We start from the raw sequence: 15456 nt of genomic DNA on the forward strand, positions 1-15456 counted from the left end.
GTGACGCCGGGGAGCCTTTTATTCCTTCCCGAGTTCCAGGGCGCGGGCATAGACGACGCGCTTTGGCAGATTGACTGCCCCGGCGACCAGGGCGGCGGCATCCTTGACTGAATGCGTCTTCAGGGCCGTGCGCAGGCGGGCATCGAGATCTTCCTCCGTGGGCGCTGTATCTTCTTCGGTCGGTCCAACTAGAATGGTGATCTCGCCACGCGGAGCAGTCTGGGTGAAGTGGGTCTTAAGCTCGCTCAGCGTGCCGCGCCTTACTTCTTCGAAACGCTTGGTCAGTTCGCGTGCCACCGCTGCCTGACGGTCGGCGCCAAAGACCGCAATCAGATCCTCGATCATGTCCAGCAACCGGTGAGGGGCCTCATACCAAATCAGGGTCGCGCTGAATCCTGCCTGTTCTGCGGCGCGCAGCACGGCGAACTGGCTCCGTCGCGCCGATGACCGCGAGGCGGCGAAGCCACTGAAAAGATAGGGATGAGGCGGCAGACCCGACAGGGTAAGGGCGAGGGTCGCTGCATTGGGGCCGGGCACCGCGCCGACATTCATTCCTTCGGCAATGGCGGCGCGTGCCAGACGAAAGCCCGGATCGGAGACCAGGGGCGTCCCGGCATCAGAAACCAGCGCCATTTTCGCACCGGATTGCAGTCGGCTCAGCAGACCGGGGATACGGCCTTCTTCATTGTGATCATGAAGAATCTGTGTCGGAGTGGAAACATTATAGGCCTTGAGCAGTTTCGCTGTTACCCGCGTATCCTCGCACAGGATGACGTCCGCTGCGTTCAGCGTGGCAATGGCGCGGGCGCTGATATCGCCCAGATTGCCTATGGGCGTTGCGACCAGTGTCAGGCTTCCCGCCGCAAGGGTCGCAGAACGGGAGGAAGTGTCATAAGCATGCTGCGGACCATCAAGGGTCGAATCGTCAACAGGAGTATGGGTGCAAGATGGTAAGTCGGACATTCGGTCCCCGTCAGCGCGTGGTTTCCTTCACATCGCTCAGGTCGGCCTCTGCATGCAAGGTTTCCGCACTCGCCGGTGTTGCGCTGCTCGCCCTGAATGCCTGTAGCGGGCCGGAAACGCCTCCGCCCATCAGCCCTCCTTCATCCGGCACGGCCCAGCAGGACACGACCCGGAAGATCGGCATGCTGCTGCCGCTTACTGGACGCTTCGCCAAGCTTGGCCAGCAGATGGCCAATGCCGCCCATATTGCAGTGCCCGAGGGCCATGGCGTAACCCTCGATATCCGCGATACCGATGCTTTGGGCCAGACTGCCGAAGGCGCTGCCCGGGCAGCACTCGATCATGGCGATATGGTTGTGCTGGGGCCGCTTACCGCCCCCCAGACTGCTGCGGTGGCCTCTGTCACGCAGCCAGCCAATATCCCCGAATTTGCCTATACCAGTGATCAGGCCCAGGCGAAGCCGGGTGTGTGGGTCATGGGTGTTACGGTCGAGCAGCAGATCGGGCGGCTTGTCGATGCGGCGGCACAGGAAGGGCGCAAGACTTTTGCTGCCTTCCTTCCCGATAATGCGCTCGGCCATGCTCTTGGTGACGCACTCCTCAAGGCCTGTTCAGCCAAGGGGCTGGCCGCACCACAGATCGTGTTCCACACCGAGGCTCCCGATTCGATCACGGGCGGCATCAAGACGCTCGCCAATCTGCAGTTCCGTCAGGGGCAGGTGGCGCAGCAACCCGACGCCGCGAAGGCGGAAGAACCCGACGCGGTCAATCCTCTAGGCACGGCAGAGGCTCCGACCCCGTCAGCAACGCCTACCCGCCCGGCGACACCGCCTGCAACTCCAGGTGGCGCCCCGCCTCAGGCCGTTCCCGGCCCTGTCGCGCTGCCGCCTCCGCCCTTCGATGCGCTTTTGCTTGGCGATACGGGGCTGCAACTGGCCACGGTCATCGACGGGCTCAAGCAAGCTTCGGTCGATCCGCATCAGACGCGTATCCTCGGACCGGCTCTCTGGAGCGCTTTTGCAGCAAAACTCGGGGCTTTGCAGGGCAGCTGGTTCGCCGCGCCAGATCCGACGTCGCGTACGGATTTCGTTCAGCGTTATCGCAGCCGCTATGGCTACGCGCCGTCCGTACTCGCCAATGTGGCCTACGACACCGCAACCATGGCTGCCGTGTTGAGCCAGAGTCCTGACGGGTTCTCGCAGAAATCGCTCCTGCGGCCAGACGGGTTTGCAGGTTCAGATGGCACTTTTGTGTTGCAGCCTGACGGGACTGTCGCTCGTGGTCTGGCGGTCTTCGAGATTCTTCCCGGTGGCGGTGTGAAAATGGCCTCCGCGGCGCCTAGAAGACTGGTCCGCAACGCCCCCTGACGTCGTCAGGGGCTAGGCCGTCCTCTCGCGTTTCCCTTTATCGCCCCTGCATTTGATTGGGGGCGACAGGCGAGATTTTCAGGCTGCCGCGATGGATTTGAGCGGCAGGACCGGGCGCACCGTGTGTAGGGCGAGTTCGAGGCTGGCATAGACACCCAGCTCGTGCTCGCGGATATGGTCGATCAGAACCCAGCGCAGGCCGCGTGGCTTGATCATGTAGGCAGGGTCTGCGTTCTCGCGAACCCAGATCAGGATATGGGCCACAGCTTCGTCGCGTCCTTCGAAACACTCAGTCTCGATATCGGCATCACATAGCCCCATGGCCATACCGGCCTGCAGCCACTGCGAGAGATACTCGCGATGACGGGGCAACACATTAAAGCGCAGTGGAATCACATTGCTGAGAGGTGCTGGAGTTTCGTTCTTGGGAAACGGCAGCGTCTGGGCCATACGTTGCGTCCTCATTTCTGGTGCAACTCCGAGGCTAGACGGCAAAAGCCGCCGGTCTCAACGTTAAATTACGTCCAACGCACATTTTTTGTCATGAGATTGAAGCGGTGTTGCATAAAAGCAATGGTTTGTTTCGTCTACGCGCAAATTGGGTATGCGAAACCAAAAGGCCGATTTTTACCTGATATATTCCATGTTTATGAATTATATAGAGTATTCATCTAATTTGCGTCTTGTATTCATGCCTCTCGTTGGTTGGGAGACACTTGCCTTGAGGCCGATGCTTCGCCTCAGCCCGATTTTCTCGCATAGAGTTCTTTGGGCCATCTACGATGTAGCCAAAGCCAGCATCCCGGTATTTCCCTGATCCATTTTTCGAGACGGTCATTCAGTTGCTGGGTCAGTGATCCGATCTCATCCTGCCTCGGCATAGACTGATCGGGCATCAGCACGGGGCCGACCTCCAGATGAAGCCGGGCGGGCCCCAATCTGATGATTCGCCCGGTCACGATCGGGCAGTCATATTTCACCGCAAAGGTCGCCGCAGCCGATGCTGTCATGGCAGGCAGGTTGAAAAACCGGCACTCGATGCCATCATTCATCTTCTGGTCACCGAGAATGCCCAGATGCCCGCCTTGTGCGAGGTGGCGCAGCGCAAGCCTCGCGCCTTTGGCGCCCTTGGCAAACATGGGCACGTCGCATCCCATTGCCTTTGCCCGCAGATCAATGATCAGCCTATCGATCAGAGGATTGCCTGCGGCGCGATAGAAAGAGGCAAAGGGCAGGCCATGTCGTGCCACCACCGGGGGAAGCATTTCCCAGTTGCCGATATGACCGGAGAAGAAAATGACCGGCTTCTTTGTCGCGGCCATTTCCTCAAGGATATGGGCATTGGCAATGCTCCAGCCCGGACCGGTTGCCGTATCCTGTTTCAACCGGGCCAGATGCGGAAACTCGGCAACGGTGCGGCCGAGATTGTCCCATACATCGCTGATGATCTGCGCCCGCTCTGCTGCTGTGGTTTTCGGCATTGCCAGGGCAATATTGGCATCGGCCACACGTGAGACCGGCAGGCGAGGACCAATCTTGCGGGCCAGCCACCCACCCAGATTGGAGGCGGTGGCCGGATTGAGGCAGGAAAGCCCGGTCAGACAGAGACGCGCCACAGCATATTCGGCACGGTGTAGCAGGGTGACGGCAGGTTTCTCGCTCATAAGGCGGCTCTACACATTCGTCAGGAGCAGGTCCAGCAGCCTTTCCGGTGCTTCAGGATCGGCCCAGAGCAGTTCGACATCAATCACTACGACGTCGCTGCGTAGCCAGTCCGGAAGTTTTACCCAGTCCTTTCTTGTGGTCACCAGAACGGCGCCGGGCTGATGCGAAAGCACGGACAGGCGCCGGCAATCGCGCTCGGTGTAGTCATGATGATCGTCAAAGGTGATCATGCGCATTGGGGCTGCCCCGGCATCTGACAGCATGTCGAAAAACTTGCCCGGACGCCCGATACCGGCAAACGCGATGACTTGCTTGCCCTGTAATCGCCTGATGGCAGCCGAGGGGATCAGTTTTGCGGCGAGGCATGGCAGATGAGGGGGGAGGCGTGTCGCGAGTGCTGTGTCGTCGCGTCCGATCAGCACGACCGCATCCGCACGGCTCAGTCCCTTGGACACCGGCTCGCGCAGTGGCCCGGCGGGAAGGGTGCGTCCGTTTCCGAGGCCTGCACCACCATCGATCGTGATCAGCCTGAGCGTCTGGCGCAGGCTGAGATTTTGCAGCCCGTCATCCATCACCAGACATGTGGCGCCTGACTCGGCGGCGAGCCTCGCTGTCTCCGCCCGATTGGCGCCAATCCAGACCGGAAATTGCTGAGCGAGCATGAATGGTTCATCGCCTACGTCTTGCGCTGTGTGGTGGGCGGTGTCGACGCGCAACGGGCCTTGCAATTTTCCGCCATAGCCCCGGCTCAGGATGTGAGGTTTCTCGCCGCGGTTTTCGAGGCGACGGGCCAGATCATGCACAAGAATGGTCTTGCCGGTCCCGCCGACGCTCAGATTGCCGCAGCACAGAACGGGCAGGGGCGAGACAGCAGGAGAGGCGCGCAGCGTCCGGATATGCGCCAGGGTTCCGACGATCCATGACGCAGGGGCGAGTGCCCGGGCCTGCCAGCCAGGATTCTCCTCTTTCCAGAAATGCGGTGGACCCAATTTCAGGCGCACAGCGCGTCAATCCTGTCGAGCAGGGCTGCTGGGACAGCTTCCTGCGAGGCAATGGCGGCTTGCGCCTGCCGGGCCTTGGCCTGCCATGTTGTCGGGTTATCCACCACTGCTCCGATCCACTCAGCCAGATCCTGTTCACCCTTAATAGCTGTCACGAAGCCCCCGAGTTTCTCGAAAGCAGGGCGAAAATTGCCGTGGTAGGGCCCTGTTGCCAGCACGACATCAAGCCGGACGGGCTCGAACGGGTTATGGCCGCCACCGGAAGGGAGGAGTGAATTGCCGATCAGGGCGCAATCGGCCAGACGATAGAACAGGCCGAGTTCGCCAAGCGTATCGGCAATCCAGACCGGGTCGGCGTCAGAGGGCTTTTGTCCGAGTGACCGTCGCGGCGGAGACGGCGTGGCGAGCGTGGCGATCTGCTCCGCCCGTACAGGATGCCTGGGGGCGATAATCGTCAGAAGGTCAGGCAGGGTGCGACGCGCCAGAGCTGCTGCGCGCAGGACGATTTCATCCTCGCCTTCATGGGTGGAGGCTGCCAGAAAAACCGGTCTGTTTCCGATTTGGGCCCTAAGCGCGGCCAGTTCTCCCTGGTCGACCGAAGGGGGCGGCGCATTCTGTTTGAGATCGCCGAAACATACGACATCGCGAACACCCAGCGCGGCGAAATGGCGGGCATCTTCTGCGCCACGTGCCGCGACAAAAGCGAGGCGTTTGAAAAGTGGCGGCGCGAAACGCTTCATTTTCTGCCAGCGCTGCCAGGAACGTGCGGAGAGGCGACCATTGAGAACGCCTACAGGGATGGCGCGGCGCGTACAGGCAAGAATGATACCCGGCCAGAGTTCGCTATCGGTCAGCAGCAGGGCCGAGGGACGCCAGTGATCGAGAAAACGCTTTGTCCAGAGCGGTACGTCATAGGGGATGAACTGGTGGATCAGTCGCGATGCCAGCGGACCGGCCTGGCGTTGATAGGCGGCGATGATATCCGCGCCGCTGGTCGTGGCGGTGGTGATCAGAAAATAATGCGTCGGATGGCGTTCCGCCAGGGCCGCGATAAGCGGCAGGATCGAATGCGTTTCTCCGACGCTGGCGGCGTGAAGCCAGAGAATAGTGCCTTGCGGGCGTGCCAGTCCGGTGCGTCCGCGTCGCTCCGGCAACCGGTCGAGCCGTTCCTTCCCCCGGCGCAGACGGATCAGTGACATGGCGCGTAGTGCGGGAAGCAGGGCCGTACCCAGTGCCTTCCACAGGCGATCGGCGAGTGTGGCGCGTCCCAGGGCGAGACTACTCTCTGCGCGAGCCGAGAGTGTCTTCAGCTTTGCAGCTATCTCGTCACCCGTCATGGGATAGGTGCATGGCGCGCCGTAAAGCAGATAGCCGCGCCCGAAAGGAAGCGGTACCCTTAGTCGGTCCCAGCTGGGAAGGGTGAAGCCAGTGCAGGCGGCTCCGATGGGCACTAGTGGTTTTCCGGTAAGGCGCATAAGGGTTTCCGTCCCCGCCTGCACGGTCTCGGCCGGGCCGCGTGGACCGTCCGGGGTGATCATGAAGATCGCACCGTTTTTGAGGGCGGTGCACGCCTCACGCAGCGCACGGCTGCCACCCTTGTTCTTGCCGTTGCGGTCGCTCGAGCCTTCGATGCTCGCAATATTCCATGGGGCGATGAGATCGCTGATGAAGCGACCGTCGCGGTTACGACTGATCATGACCGTGATGGGCAGGTCGGGCTTCTGATGATGCGCCCAACGGCACATGGCAGGCAGCATCAGAAGTGTCCGGTGCCATGCTGCGGTGATGCAGCCGTCTGCAAGACGTTCGGATGTCTGCAGGAGAGACGGGAAGGATTCCGGCGCGCCGGTGATTGTCCAGCGCGTCGTGCGGATCGTCAGGTCGACATAAAAGCGCGCCAGAACGAGAAGAGAGCGACCTGCCGCGCGTTTCAGGCTGATGCGGTTCATTCGGCGTCTGAAAGGAAAGCACGCATCATGCGGCGGTAGCATGTCCGACGCAGTATGGCAAAATCCTCAGCGGCTCATGAGCACGGTCAGCTCGGCATGTTCCAGAATATGACGTGTGGCCCCGCCAAGGATCATCTGGCGCAGGCGGGAATGCGAGTAGGCCCCCATTGTCAGCATGTCTGCACCGAAATCGGCACAGGCTGCCAGAATACCGGCACCGACATCCCGGTCGATCCCCTTGAAGACCCTGATTTCGGCCTCGACGCCGTGCAGTCTGAGATAATCCTGCACCGTATCGGCTTCCGGGCCGCGCCGGTGGTAGTCGACACTGGTCAGGATCTGCACCGCCTCGGCGCGTTTGGCATAGGGAATGGCGCCGCGCAGCGCCGATGCGGCTTCTGCCGTCCCGTTCCACGCGATGCAGAGGCGGTTGCCCGAACTGACCGGCGGGCTGGGCGGAGCGATGACGAGAGGGCAGCCACTGTCATACAGTACGGCGTGCAGAACCTCTGAAGCGCGCGCATTATCATTCGGGCCGAGATGGGGCATCAGCGTAATGTCGGACAGACGTGCGCGCCAGGTAACGGCTTCATGCTCCGAGCCCGTCAGGAATTCGAGAGAGGCGCTCAGGCGGGACTGGGTGAGTGGGTCATTCTCAAGGAAGCCCTGTTTGGGCTCGATATCGTTTTCCTTGACGAACGCGTCGAATTTCAGCCGCACCTGCAGCATGCGCCTATGCGCCTCGTGCTCGGCGGCTTCCATCATCTCGTTGATCATTGAACTCGACAGGCCTTCGCCGGTCAGGGCTGCCATTTCATTGGGGTCGTCGCCGACGAGCACGGTCGAGAGATGGGCATTGAAAGCACGGGCATGGAGAAGCCCCACGCGCAGAACGGCATCGATATTGCCTGCGCCATTGAGCGGGACGAGGATGTTTCGGACGTCGTTTGCCATGGAAAGTCTCGCTTGATGTTCGTTCGCTGAAAAGAGAGGGAACGCCCGCAAGCATTCCCCGGTATGAAGGTCACTCAGGGGTAGAGGCGCGTCACAGCCCAGTCATTTTCCTGTCGTGTCCAGGTGGCGCGGTCATGCATCCGGTAGGGACGGTCCTGCCAGAATTCCATCTGCTGTGGCACGAGCCTGAAGCCGGACCAGTTGGCGGGGCGCAGGGGCTCCTGTCCTTCGAAACGCGCTGTGACCTGTCTGATGCGGTCTTCGAATTCGGCACGATCGGCCAGCGGGCGTGACTGATCGGAAGCAATGGCACCGATGCGCGAATTGCGGCTGCGGCTGGCGAAATAGCGATCCGCCTCTTCCTCGCTTACCGGTTCGACAGGGCCTTCGATGCGGATCTGACGGCGAAGCGACTTCCAGTGAAAAAGCAGTGCGGCATGGGGATTTGCAAGAAGCCCGCCACCCTTGCGGCTTTCCAGATTGGTATAGAAAACGAAACCGCGCTCATCAGCCCCCTTGAGCAGGATCATGCGCACTGACGGCACGCCAGACTCCGTGGCCGTTGCGATGGCCATGGCATTCGGGTCGTTCGGTTCGCTCGCCTCGGCTTCCTTCATCCATTCTGCAAAAAGCACGAACGGGTCTGCGTCGAGCGGAATAAGGGGAAGGGTGGCTTCGTCGGGCATGGTAATGTGCCTCCTGCTTGTCTTCGTTCCGTCTTTGTCGCCCCCTCTAACGTGTCATCTCCAGACTTGTTTGCGCAGCGGGCATGTGCGACGTAGCGGTTCGTTATTATTTCTTTTGCTGACATTAACCGGGATCTGCCTCATGTCCACCGCTTCGTTCGATCTCCCCACCGGGACGCTGATGACGGGCAAGCGCGGCCTTGTGATGGGCGTCGCCAATGACCGCTCCATCGCCTGGGCCATCGCTTCAGCCTGCGCTGCTCAGGGGGCAGAGCTCGCCTTTACCTATCAGGGTGAAGCGCTGGGCAAGCGGGTCAAGCCTCTAGCAGAAAGCGTCGGGGCTTCGCTGGTCATTCCCTGCGATGTCAGCGATGACGCCGATATCGACCGTGCTTTCGACGAAATCGAGAAGGAATGGGGCAAGATCGACTTCGTCGTTCATGCCATTGGCTGGGCCGACAAGCAGTACCTGCGTGGGCGCTATGTCGATACGCCTCGCGATGCCTTCCTGAAGGCGATGGATATCTCGTGCTTCTCGTTCACTGCTGTTGCGCGCCGCGCAGCTGCGCTCATGACCGATGGCGGCTCACTGCTGACCCTCTCTTATCTGGGTGCCGAGCGTGTCATGCCTCATTACAATGTGATGGGTGTTGCCAAGGCAGCGCTTGAGGCTTCCGTGCGCTACATGGCCGCCGATCTGGGCAAGGACAATATTCGCGTCAACGCGATCTCTGCCGGTCCGATCATGACTCTCGCCGCTAACGGCATTGGTGATTTCCGCTACATCCTGCGCTGGAACCAGCTCAACGCGCCGATGGAGCGTAATGTGTCGCTCAAGGATGTCGGCGGTTCGGGCCTGTATTTCCTGTCTGATCTCTCTTCGGGCACCACTGGCGAGGTTCATCACGTCGATTGCGGCTACCACGTGGTTGGCATGAAGAACCCGACAGCGCCCGATATCGCCGTCGCATCTTCAGAAGGCTGAGATGTCGGATAACAGTTTTGGCACGCTGTTCCGGGGCACGACCTGGGGCGAAAGCCATGGCCCCGCCATTGGCTGCGTCATTGATGGGTGCCCTCCGGGCATTGCCCTGAGCGAGGCCGACATCCAGCCCTGGCTGGATCGTCGGCGACCCGGTCAGTCGAAATTCACCACGCAGCGTCAGGAGGCCGATCAGGTCCGTATCCTGTCCGGTGTGTTTGAGGGCAGGACGACGGGGACCCCGATCTCGCTAATGATCGACAATACCGATCAGCGTTCGAAAGACTATTCCGACATCGCTCTGCGTTATCGACCCGGGCATGCCGACGTTACGTATGATCTGAAATATGGCCATCGCGACTATCGTGGTGGTGGGCGTTCCTCGGCGCGCGAGACGGCCTGTCGGGTTGCCGCCGGGGGCGTTGCCCGACGGGTGATAGCTGAACTGCTTGGTGAGGAAGCCCAGATCAGGGCGGCTCTCGTTCAGGTTGGGGGGCTTGCTATCGATCGCAGCCGCTGGGACTGGGACGAGGTTCTGCGCAACCCGCTTTTCTGTCCTGATCCGATTACGGCCATCGAATGGGAAGGTCTGCTCTCCAGCGTGCGCAAGGACGGGTCTTCCATCGGGGCGCTGGTTGAAGTCGTCGCTGAAAACTTCCCGGCCGGTTTGGGTGCGCCGCTCTATGGCAAGCTCGATGCGGATATCGCCTCGGGTCTGATGGGTATCAACGGCGTCAAGGCTGTTGAGATCGGCGAGGGGTTCGGTGTGGCCACCTTGCGTGGCGAAGAGAATGCAGACCCGATGCGTATGCATGATGGTGTTCTGCATTTCGAGGGCAATCGCGCCGGGGGTATTCTCGGGGGTATTTCTACCGGGCAGCCCATTACCGCACGCTTTGCGATCAAGCCGACCAGCTCAATCCTTGTGCCTGTGCCGTCAGTCAACCGTCATGGCGAAAACATCGATGTCATGACCAAGGGGCGTCATGACCCCTGTATCGGTATCCGGGCCGTGCCGGTGGCAGAGGCCATGATGGCCTGCATTCTGGTCGATCATCTGTTGCGTGATCATGCCCAGAACAGCTGGCATCGCAACCGCAGCTGAATTTGCGTCGCGGGTCATGGCCGCTTTGAGAGAAGCGGCCATGAAGCCTGTTCAGCCCAGAGTTGCTGTCAGGGTAATCTCAGCCTTGAAGAGCTGCGAAACGGGGCAGCCATTTTTCGCCTTGGTGGCAAGCTCCTCGAACTTCGTCTGATCGGCGCCGGGAACGCTGCCCTTGAGATCGAGATGGATCTTGGAGATCTCGAAACCGGACTCGGTCTTGTCGAGCGAGACGGTTGCCTTGGTCTCAAGCGAGGTAGCCGTCAGACCGGCTTCGCCGAGAATCATCGAGAGCGCCATGGTGAAGCAGCCAGCATGGGCTGCGCCGATCAGTTCCTCGGGATTCGTGCCCGGCTTGTCTTCAAAACGGGTGTTGAAGCCGTAGGGCTGGTTTGACAGCGCGCCGCTCTGGGTCGAGATGCTGCCCTTGCCATCCTTGAGGCCGCCACTCCACTGGGCGCTGGCTGATTTCTTGATCGTCATTGCAAGATCTCCTGCTTTTCCGGGCCCGATCCGGGCCGGTTGCTCAGCCAACGCGGCGCAACGCGAAATGTTCATCGCGCATCCTGTGACATCGCGGCCACGCTCTCTGACGGAGTGAAAAAACCTCAGCCATGGAACCTTAGGTTCCTCAAGGGCTTCTTGCCCTGTCAACACCATATGTAGTGTTGGGGGTGAAATTTAACCCGATATATTGCTTGTCTCGGGGGCGGCTCTTGCGCCAAGAGGACACTCTGAATTTGGGATTTCGGTCCCGGTTAGATCTTGGGGAGATGGCCCGTGAGCCTGCTAGACGACACGACCAGTGAGACTGTTTCTGCATCGGCTGACGTGCTGCCCGAGCCTTGTGACCGCGCACCGCAGCAGATCGAGGCCGAGCCGGACATGTTCGACGATGTGGTGCAGCTTGAAGGCCATCATCCAGTCCGCGTCAACCGCTCTCGCGATGCTCTTCTGACCGATTTCGGTCGTGCGACGCTCGATAACCGCTATCTGCTGCCGGGTGAGCATTACCAGGATCTGTTTGGCCGCGTGGCGTCCTATTATGGTGCCGACGCAGCCCATGCGCAGCGCCTGTATGACTATATCTCGCAGCATTGGTTCATGCCTGCCACGCCGGTCCTGTCCAATGGCGGCACCACGCGTGGTCTGCCTATCTCCTGCTTCCTGAACGAGGCGGATGACAGCCTGCGCGGTATTGTCGATCTCTGGAATGAGAATGTCTGGCTGGCGTCGAAGGGTGGCGGCATTGGCTCGTATTGGGGCAATCTGCGTTCGATCGGTGAAAATGTCGGCAAGAACGGCAAGACCTCGGGCGTCATTCCGTTCATTCGTGTCATGGACAGCCTGACACTGGCCATTTCGCAGGGCTCGCTGCGCCGTGGTTCGGCTGCGGTCTATCTGCCGGTCTGGCACCCCGAAGTTGAGGAATTTGTTGAGATGCGTCGCCCCACGGGTGGCGATCCGAACCGCAAGGCGCTCAATCTTCATCATGGTGTGCTGATCACGGATGATTTCATGCGCGCCGTTGAGCAGGATGCCGAATGGGGCCTGCGCTCGCCGAAGGACATGTCCATCGTCCGCAGCATCTCCGCGCGCCAGCTCTGGATCCGTATCCTGACGGCCCGTATGGAGCAGGGCGAGCCCTACATCATCTATTCGGATCACGTGAACAAGGCGCGCCCCGAGCATCACAAGCTTGCCGGACTGGAGGTAAAGACCTCCAATCTCTGCGCGGAAATTACACTGCCCACGGGCCTTGATCATCACGGCAAGAACCGTACGGCTGTATGCTGTCTGTCGTCGCTCAATCTCGAGACCTGGGACGAGTGGAAAGACAACCCGCAATTCATCGAAGACGTCATGCTCTTCCTTGATCGCGTGCTGCAGGACTTTATCGACCGCGCACCCGATGACATGGAGCGTGCGCGTTATGCCGCCATGCGCGAGCGTTCGGTCGGTCTGGGTGTAATGGGGTTCCACTCCTTCCTCCAGGCGCGCAACATCCCGTTTGAGAGCGTGATGGCCCGCGTATGGAACAAGCGTATTTTTGAGCAGATCAAGACCCAGGCCGATGCGGCATCGAAGCATCTGGCCGAGGTATTGGGACCGTGTCCTGACGCCGAGGAATACGGCTTTATGGAGCGTTTCTCGAACAAGATGGCCATCGCACCGACAGCGTCGATCTCGATTATCGCCGGCAATGCCAGCCCCGGTATCGAGCCGATCTCGGCCAATGTGTTCCTGCAGAAGACGCTTTCCGGCTCGTTCACCGTGCGTAACCGCCATCTGCTCAAGCTTCTGGAACAGAAGGGCCAGAATAATGATGCGGTCTGGTCATCCATCACACTGAACAAGGGGTCGGTCCAGCATCTGGATTTCCTCACCCAGGATGAGAAGGATGTTTACAAGACGGCCTTTGAACTGGATCAGCGTTGGGTGATCGAACACGCGGCCGACCGTGCGCAGTTCATCTGCCAGGCACAGTCGATCAATGTGTTCCTTCCGGCCGATATCCATAAGCGCGATCTGCACCAGATTCATTATCTGGCATGGAAGCGTGGTGTGAAGTCGCTCTATTATTGCCGCTCGCTTTCGATCCAGCGTGCTGATGCTGTGAGCGACATGGCCCTCAAGACCAATATTCTCGAGGAAGAAGACTACAGCTCGAATGCGGCTGAAGCTGCCAAGAAGCCCGTGGCGACGACAAGCTATGAAGAATGCCTGTCATGTCAGTAAGAGCTTTCACCCTCGCGGCCTGTCTTCTCGGAATCATGCCTGTAAGTCTCTGTGCAGGAGCAGCATGGGCCGATGAGGCGCAGTCTGGTGCCTCGACTATCCTGCGCGGCCTGGTCACGATAAAAGGCAGGATCGACCTGCCTGCGAATGCCCAGCTGGCGGTGATGCTCGACGATGTCAGCCTGGCTGATGCGCCTTCGATCACGTTGAGTAAGACCGTTTTCGCGCCCGTTGGCACGCAGAGCTTCGGCTATGCACTCTCCTATGATCCGGCAGCCTTCAAACCGGGTCATCGCTACGCGTTGCGCGCCGAGATCCGGGCCGATGGTCGACTTCTCTATATCAGCAAGGAAGCCATCATGGCGACCGGCACGGTACCCGCCGAAGGGACGATCGTTGTCGAGCCCGTGACAACGCTTCTCCCGACGGCGTTGATCGGAAACTGGAAGATCGACGCCGTAGGCGAAAAGCCGACCAGCGCTGAGGCGCCCGCTTTCATGGTGTTCCGGGCTGACGGATTTCTTTCGGGCACAGGCGGATGCAACCGCATGATGGGCCATGTCAGCGCAACCGGGCAGAGCCTCACTTTCGGGCCGATTGCCGGAACCCGCATGGCCTGCCCCGGCATACGCATGACGCAGGAAGATGCCGTTTTTGCCGCAGCGTCTCAGGTCAAATCCTGGCGTATGGCACAAGACAGGCTTCTGCTTGATGACGCGCAGGGCAGCACGGTTCTGACCCTGAGCCGCAACGAAACCGGCGGCCATGCCGCCAAGACACAGACAAAGCATACCAGAGTCAGGAAAAGCCAATGAGTGAGACACAGAACCAAGGCGCCCCGCTCGCCGAGGAGCAGCATTTCGATCTCATGACCGCCAATCCGGTCTACAAGCCATTCCGGTATCCCTGGGCCTATGATGCGTGGCTGATCCAGCAGCGCGTTCATTGGCTGCCGGAAGAAGTGCCTCTGGCCGATGATGTGAAAGACTGGCATCGCACGCTGAGCGAAGGCGAGCGTCATCTGGTGACACAGATCTTCCGCTTCTTCACCCAGGCTGACGTCGAGGTGAACTCGGCGTACATGAAGTATTACAGCCAGGTCTTCAAGCCGACCGAAGTGCTGATGATGCTGTCATCGTTCTCGAATATCGAGACGATTCACATCGCGGCCTATTCGCATCTTCTTGACACCATCGGCATGCCGGAGACGGAGTATTCGGCGTTCCTGAAATACAAGGAGATGAAGGACAAGTATGATTTCATGCAGTCCTTCAACATCAACAACAAGCGCGAAATCGCCAAGACCATGGCGGCGTTCGGCGCCTTCATGGAAGGGCTGCAGCTTTTTGCCTCCTTTGCAATTCTGCTGAACTTCCCGCGCTTCAATAAGCTCAAGGGCATGGGCCAGATCGTCTCGTGGTCTGTGCGTGACGAGACTCTTCACTGCCTCTCGATGATCCGCCTGTTCCGTACGTTCGTGCGTGAGAACAGCGAGATCTGGACCGAGGATTTCCGCGCTGAACTGGCAGAGATCTGTGCCACGACGGTTGAGCATGAAGACGCCTTCATCGATCTCGCTTTCGAGATGGGGGATGTCGAGGGGCTAAGCGCCGAGCAGGTGAAGCGCTATATCCGCTTCATTGCCGATCGTCGCATGACTCAGCTCGGGCTCGATCCTTTCTATGGCATCGAAGAAAACCCGCTGCCCTGGCTCGACGACATGCTCAATGCTGTCGAGCACGCGAATTTCTTCGAAAACCGCGCCACTGAATACTCCCGCGCATCCACCACAGGATCATGGGAAGAGGCTTTCGAGGCGGATGTGTTCGCCTCCTGAGAACAGGGGAGGGGGAAACCCCTCCCTTTTTTTTATGCACTTCTTTGATATTCTTCACCTGAGGTGTCTTGTTTGGTGGTGGAAATGCGGAACTCTTGTTTCCGATCAAGAAATGGCGTGATCTCTGTGTGATCATATCAAGTAATGGTGTCAGAACCTGGGTCTGGTTCTGAACGTTCTTCTTCTGCCGTGATTTTCATGATCCGGAGAG

The 15456-nt window shown here is 59.8% G+C and carries 14 protein-coding genes; 6 read left to right on the top strand and 8 right to left on the bottom strand.

Going from position 1 to position 15456, the window contains the following annotated elements; translation table 11 throughout:
• Positions 1-18: 18 nt before the first annotated feature.
• A complete protein-coding gene (gene rsmI / locus IEV53_RS03225; protein WP_188425296.1) occupies positions 19-963 on the bottom strand; it encodes a 16S rRNA (cytidine(1402)-2'-O)-methyltransferase in 945 nt (314 codons plus the stop codon).
• Here rsmI and IEV53_RS03230 point away from each other — a divergent pair.
• Positions 948-2330 (top strand): penicillin-binding protein activator, encoded by a 1383-nt coding sequence (locus IEV53_RS03230; protein WP_188425297.1) that lies wholly within the window; start codon positions 948-950, stop codon positions 2328-2330. The genes rsmI and IEV53_RS03230 overlap by 16 nt on opposite strands.
• Positions 2331-2408: 78 nt before the next feature.
• Here the strand turns inward: IEV53_RS03230 and IEV53_RS03235 are convergent, their stop codons facing one another.
• The 6 genes from IEV53_RS03235 to pdxH all read right to left on the bottom strand — a co-directional run bounded on the left by IEV53_RS03235 (position 2409) and on the right by pdxH (position 8585).
• Positions 2409-2780 (bottom strand): hypothetical protein, encoded by a 372-nt coding sequence (locus tag IEV53_RS03235; protein WP_188425298.1) that lies wholly within the window; start codon positions 2778-2780, stop codon positions 2409-2411.
• A 290-nt stretch (positions 2781-3070) separates the two neighbouring features.
• Positions 3071-3994, bottom strand: a complete 924-nt coding sequence (locus IEV53_RS03240; RefSeq protein ID WP_188425299.1) for a lysophospholipid acyltransferase family protein — start codon at positions 3992-3994, stop codon at positions 3071-3073.
• Positions 3995-4003: 9 nt separating this feature from the next.
• Positions 4004-4990: a tetraacyldisaccharide 4'-kinase gene (gene lpxK, locus IEV53_RS03245; protein WP_306414298.1), complete on the bottom strand. Its 987-nt coding sequence runs from the start codon at positions 4988-4990 to the stop codon at positions 4004-4006.
• Complete coding sequence (locus IEV53_RS03250; RefSeq protein ID WP_188425300.1) at positions 4987-6945, bottom strand: glycosyltransferase N-terminal domain-containing protein; 1959 nt, start codon at positions 6943-6945, stop codon at positions 4987-4989. The genes lpxK and IEV53_RS03250 overlap by 4 nt, the downstream gene beginning before the upstream one ends.
• A gap of 66 nt (positions 6946-7011) precedes the next feature.
• On the bottom strand, positions 7012-7899 hold the full coding sequence (locus IEV53_RS03255) for a universal stress protein (RefSeq protein ID WP_188425301.1): 888 nt from the start codon (positions 7897-7899) through the stop codon (positions 7012-7014).
• Positions 7900-7973: 74 nt separating this feature from the next.
• Positions 7974-8585, bottom strand: coding sequence for a pyridoxamine 5'-phosphate oxidase (pdxH, locus tag IEV53_RS03260; RefSeq protein WP_188425302.1), 612 nt, complete (start codon positions 8583-8585; stop codon positions 7974-7976).
• A 142-nt stretch (positions 8586-8727) separates the two neighbouring features.
• Here pdxH and fabI point away from each other — a divergent pair, with 142 nt between their 5' ends.
• Together fabI and aroC are read left to right on the top strand one after the other, a co-directional pair.
• Positions 8728-9570: an enoyl-ACP reductase FabI gene (gene fabI, locus IEV53_RS03265; RefSeq protein ID WP_188425303.1), complete on the top strand. Its 843-nt coding sequence runs from the start codon at positions 8728-8730 to the stop codon at positions 9568-9570.
• 1 nt (position 9571) lies between these two features.
• Positions 9572-10672 (top strand): chorismate synthase, encoded by a 1101-nt coding sequence (gene aroC, locus IEV53_RS03270; protein ID WP_188425304.1) that lies wholly within the window; start codon positions 9572-9574, stop codon positions 10670-10672.
• Positions 10673-10723: 51 nt separating this feature from the next.
• On the opposite strand, the gene IEV53_RS03275 is transcribed toward aroC, so the two are convergent.
• Entirely contained in the window at positions 10724-11152 is a 429-nt protein-coding gene (locus IEV53_RS03275; RefSeq protein ID WP_188425305.1) for an OsmC family protein, read from the bottom strand.
• Between the two features lie 297 nt (positions 11153-11449).
• Between IEV53_RS03275 and IEV53_RS03280 the strand changes: the two genes are divergently transcribed.
• The 3 genes from IEV53_RS03280 to IEV53_RS03290 are packed head-to-tail and all read left to right on the top strand — an operon-like array spanning position 11450 to position 15245.
• Positions 11450-13408 carry a ribonucleoside-diphosphate reductase subunit alpha gene (locus IEV53_RS03280; RefSeq protein WP_371869818.1) on the top strand — a complete coding sequence of 653 codons (1959 nt, stop codon included), beginning with the start codon at positions 11450-11452 and terminating at the stop codon, positions 13406-13408.
• The gene (locus IEV53_RS03285; RefSeq protein WP_188425306.1) at positions 13399-14223 is read left to right on the top strand and encodes an META domain-containing protein; all 825 of its coding nucleotides are present in this window, start codon (positions 13399-13401) and stop codon (positions 14221-14223) included. The genes IEV53_RS03280 and IEV53_RS03285 overlap by 10 nt, the downstream gene beginning before the upstream one ends.
• A complete protein-coding gene (locus tag IEV53_RS03290) occupies positions 14220-15245 on the top strand; it encodes a ribonucleotide-diphosphate reductase subunit beta (RefSeq protein WP_188425307.1) in 1026 nt (341 codons plus the stop codon). The genes IEV53_RS03285 and IEV53_RS03290 overlap by 4 nt, the downstream gene beginning before the upstream one ends.
• Positions 15246-15456: the final 211 nt, after the last annotated feature.

The organism is Asaia siamensis, assembly GCF_014635085.1.
GTDB classification, from domain to species: Bacteria; Pseudomonadota; Alphaproteobacteria; order Acetobacterales; family Acetobacteraceae; genus Asaia; species Asaia siamensis.

Excerpts from the sequence above, each read along its gene's own strand:
- IEV53_RS03240 (WP_188425299.1), bottom strand. The coding sequence starts at position 3,994 with ATGAGCGAGAAACCTGCCGTCACCCTGCTACACCGTGCCGAATATGCT.
- pdxH (WP_188425302.1), bottom strand. The coding sequence starts at position 8,585 with ATGCCCGACGAAGCCACCCTTCCCCTTATTCCGCTCGACGCAGACCCG.
- IEV53_RS03235 (WP_188425298.1), bottom strand. The coding sequence starts at position 2,780 with ATGGCCCAGACGCTGCCGTTTCCCAAGAACGAAACTCCAGCACCTCTC.
- fabI (WP_188425303.1), top strand. The coding sequence starts at position 8,728 with ATGTCCACCGCTTCGTTCGATCTCCCCACCGGGACGCTGATGACGGGC.
- aroC (WP_188425304.1), top strand. The coding sequence starts at position 9,572 with ATGTCGGATAACAGTTTTGGCACGCTGTTCCGGGGCACGACCTGGGGC.
- rsmI (WP_188425296.1), bottom strand. The coding sequence starts at position 963 with ATGTCCGACTTACCATCTTGCACCCATACTCCTGTTGACGATTCGACC.
- IEV53_RS03275 (WP_188425305.1), bottom strand. The coding sequence starts at position 11,152 with ATGACGATCAAGAAATCAGCCAGCGCCCAGTGGAGTGGCGGCCTCAAG.
- IEV53_RS03285 (WP_188425306.1), top strand. The coding sequence starts at position 13,399 with ATGTCAGTAAGAGCTTTCACCCTCGCGGCCTGTCTTCTCGGAATCATG.
- IEV53_RS03230 (WP_188425297.1), top strand. The coding sequence starts at position 948 with ATGGTAAGTCGGACATTCGGTCCCCGTCAGCGCGTGGTTTCCTTCACA.
- IEV53_RS03250 (WP_188425300.1), bottom strand. The coding sequence starts at position 6,945 with ATGAACCGCATCAGCCTGAAACGCGCGGCAGGTCGCTCTCTTCTCGTT.
- IEV53_RS03290 (WP_188425307.1), top strand. The coding sequence starts at position 14,220 with ATGAGTGAGACACAGAACCAAGGCGCCCCGCTCGCCGAGGAGCAGCAT.
- IEV53_RS03255 (WP_188425301.1), bottom strand. The coding sequence starts at position 7,899 with ATGGCAAACGACGTCCGAAACATCCTCGTCCCGCTCAATGGCGCAGGC.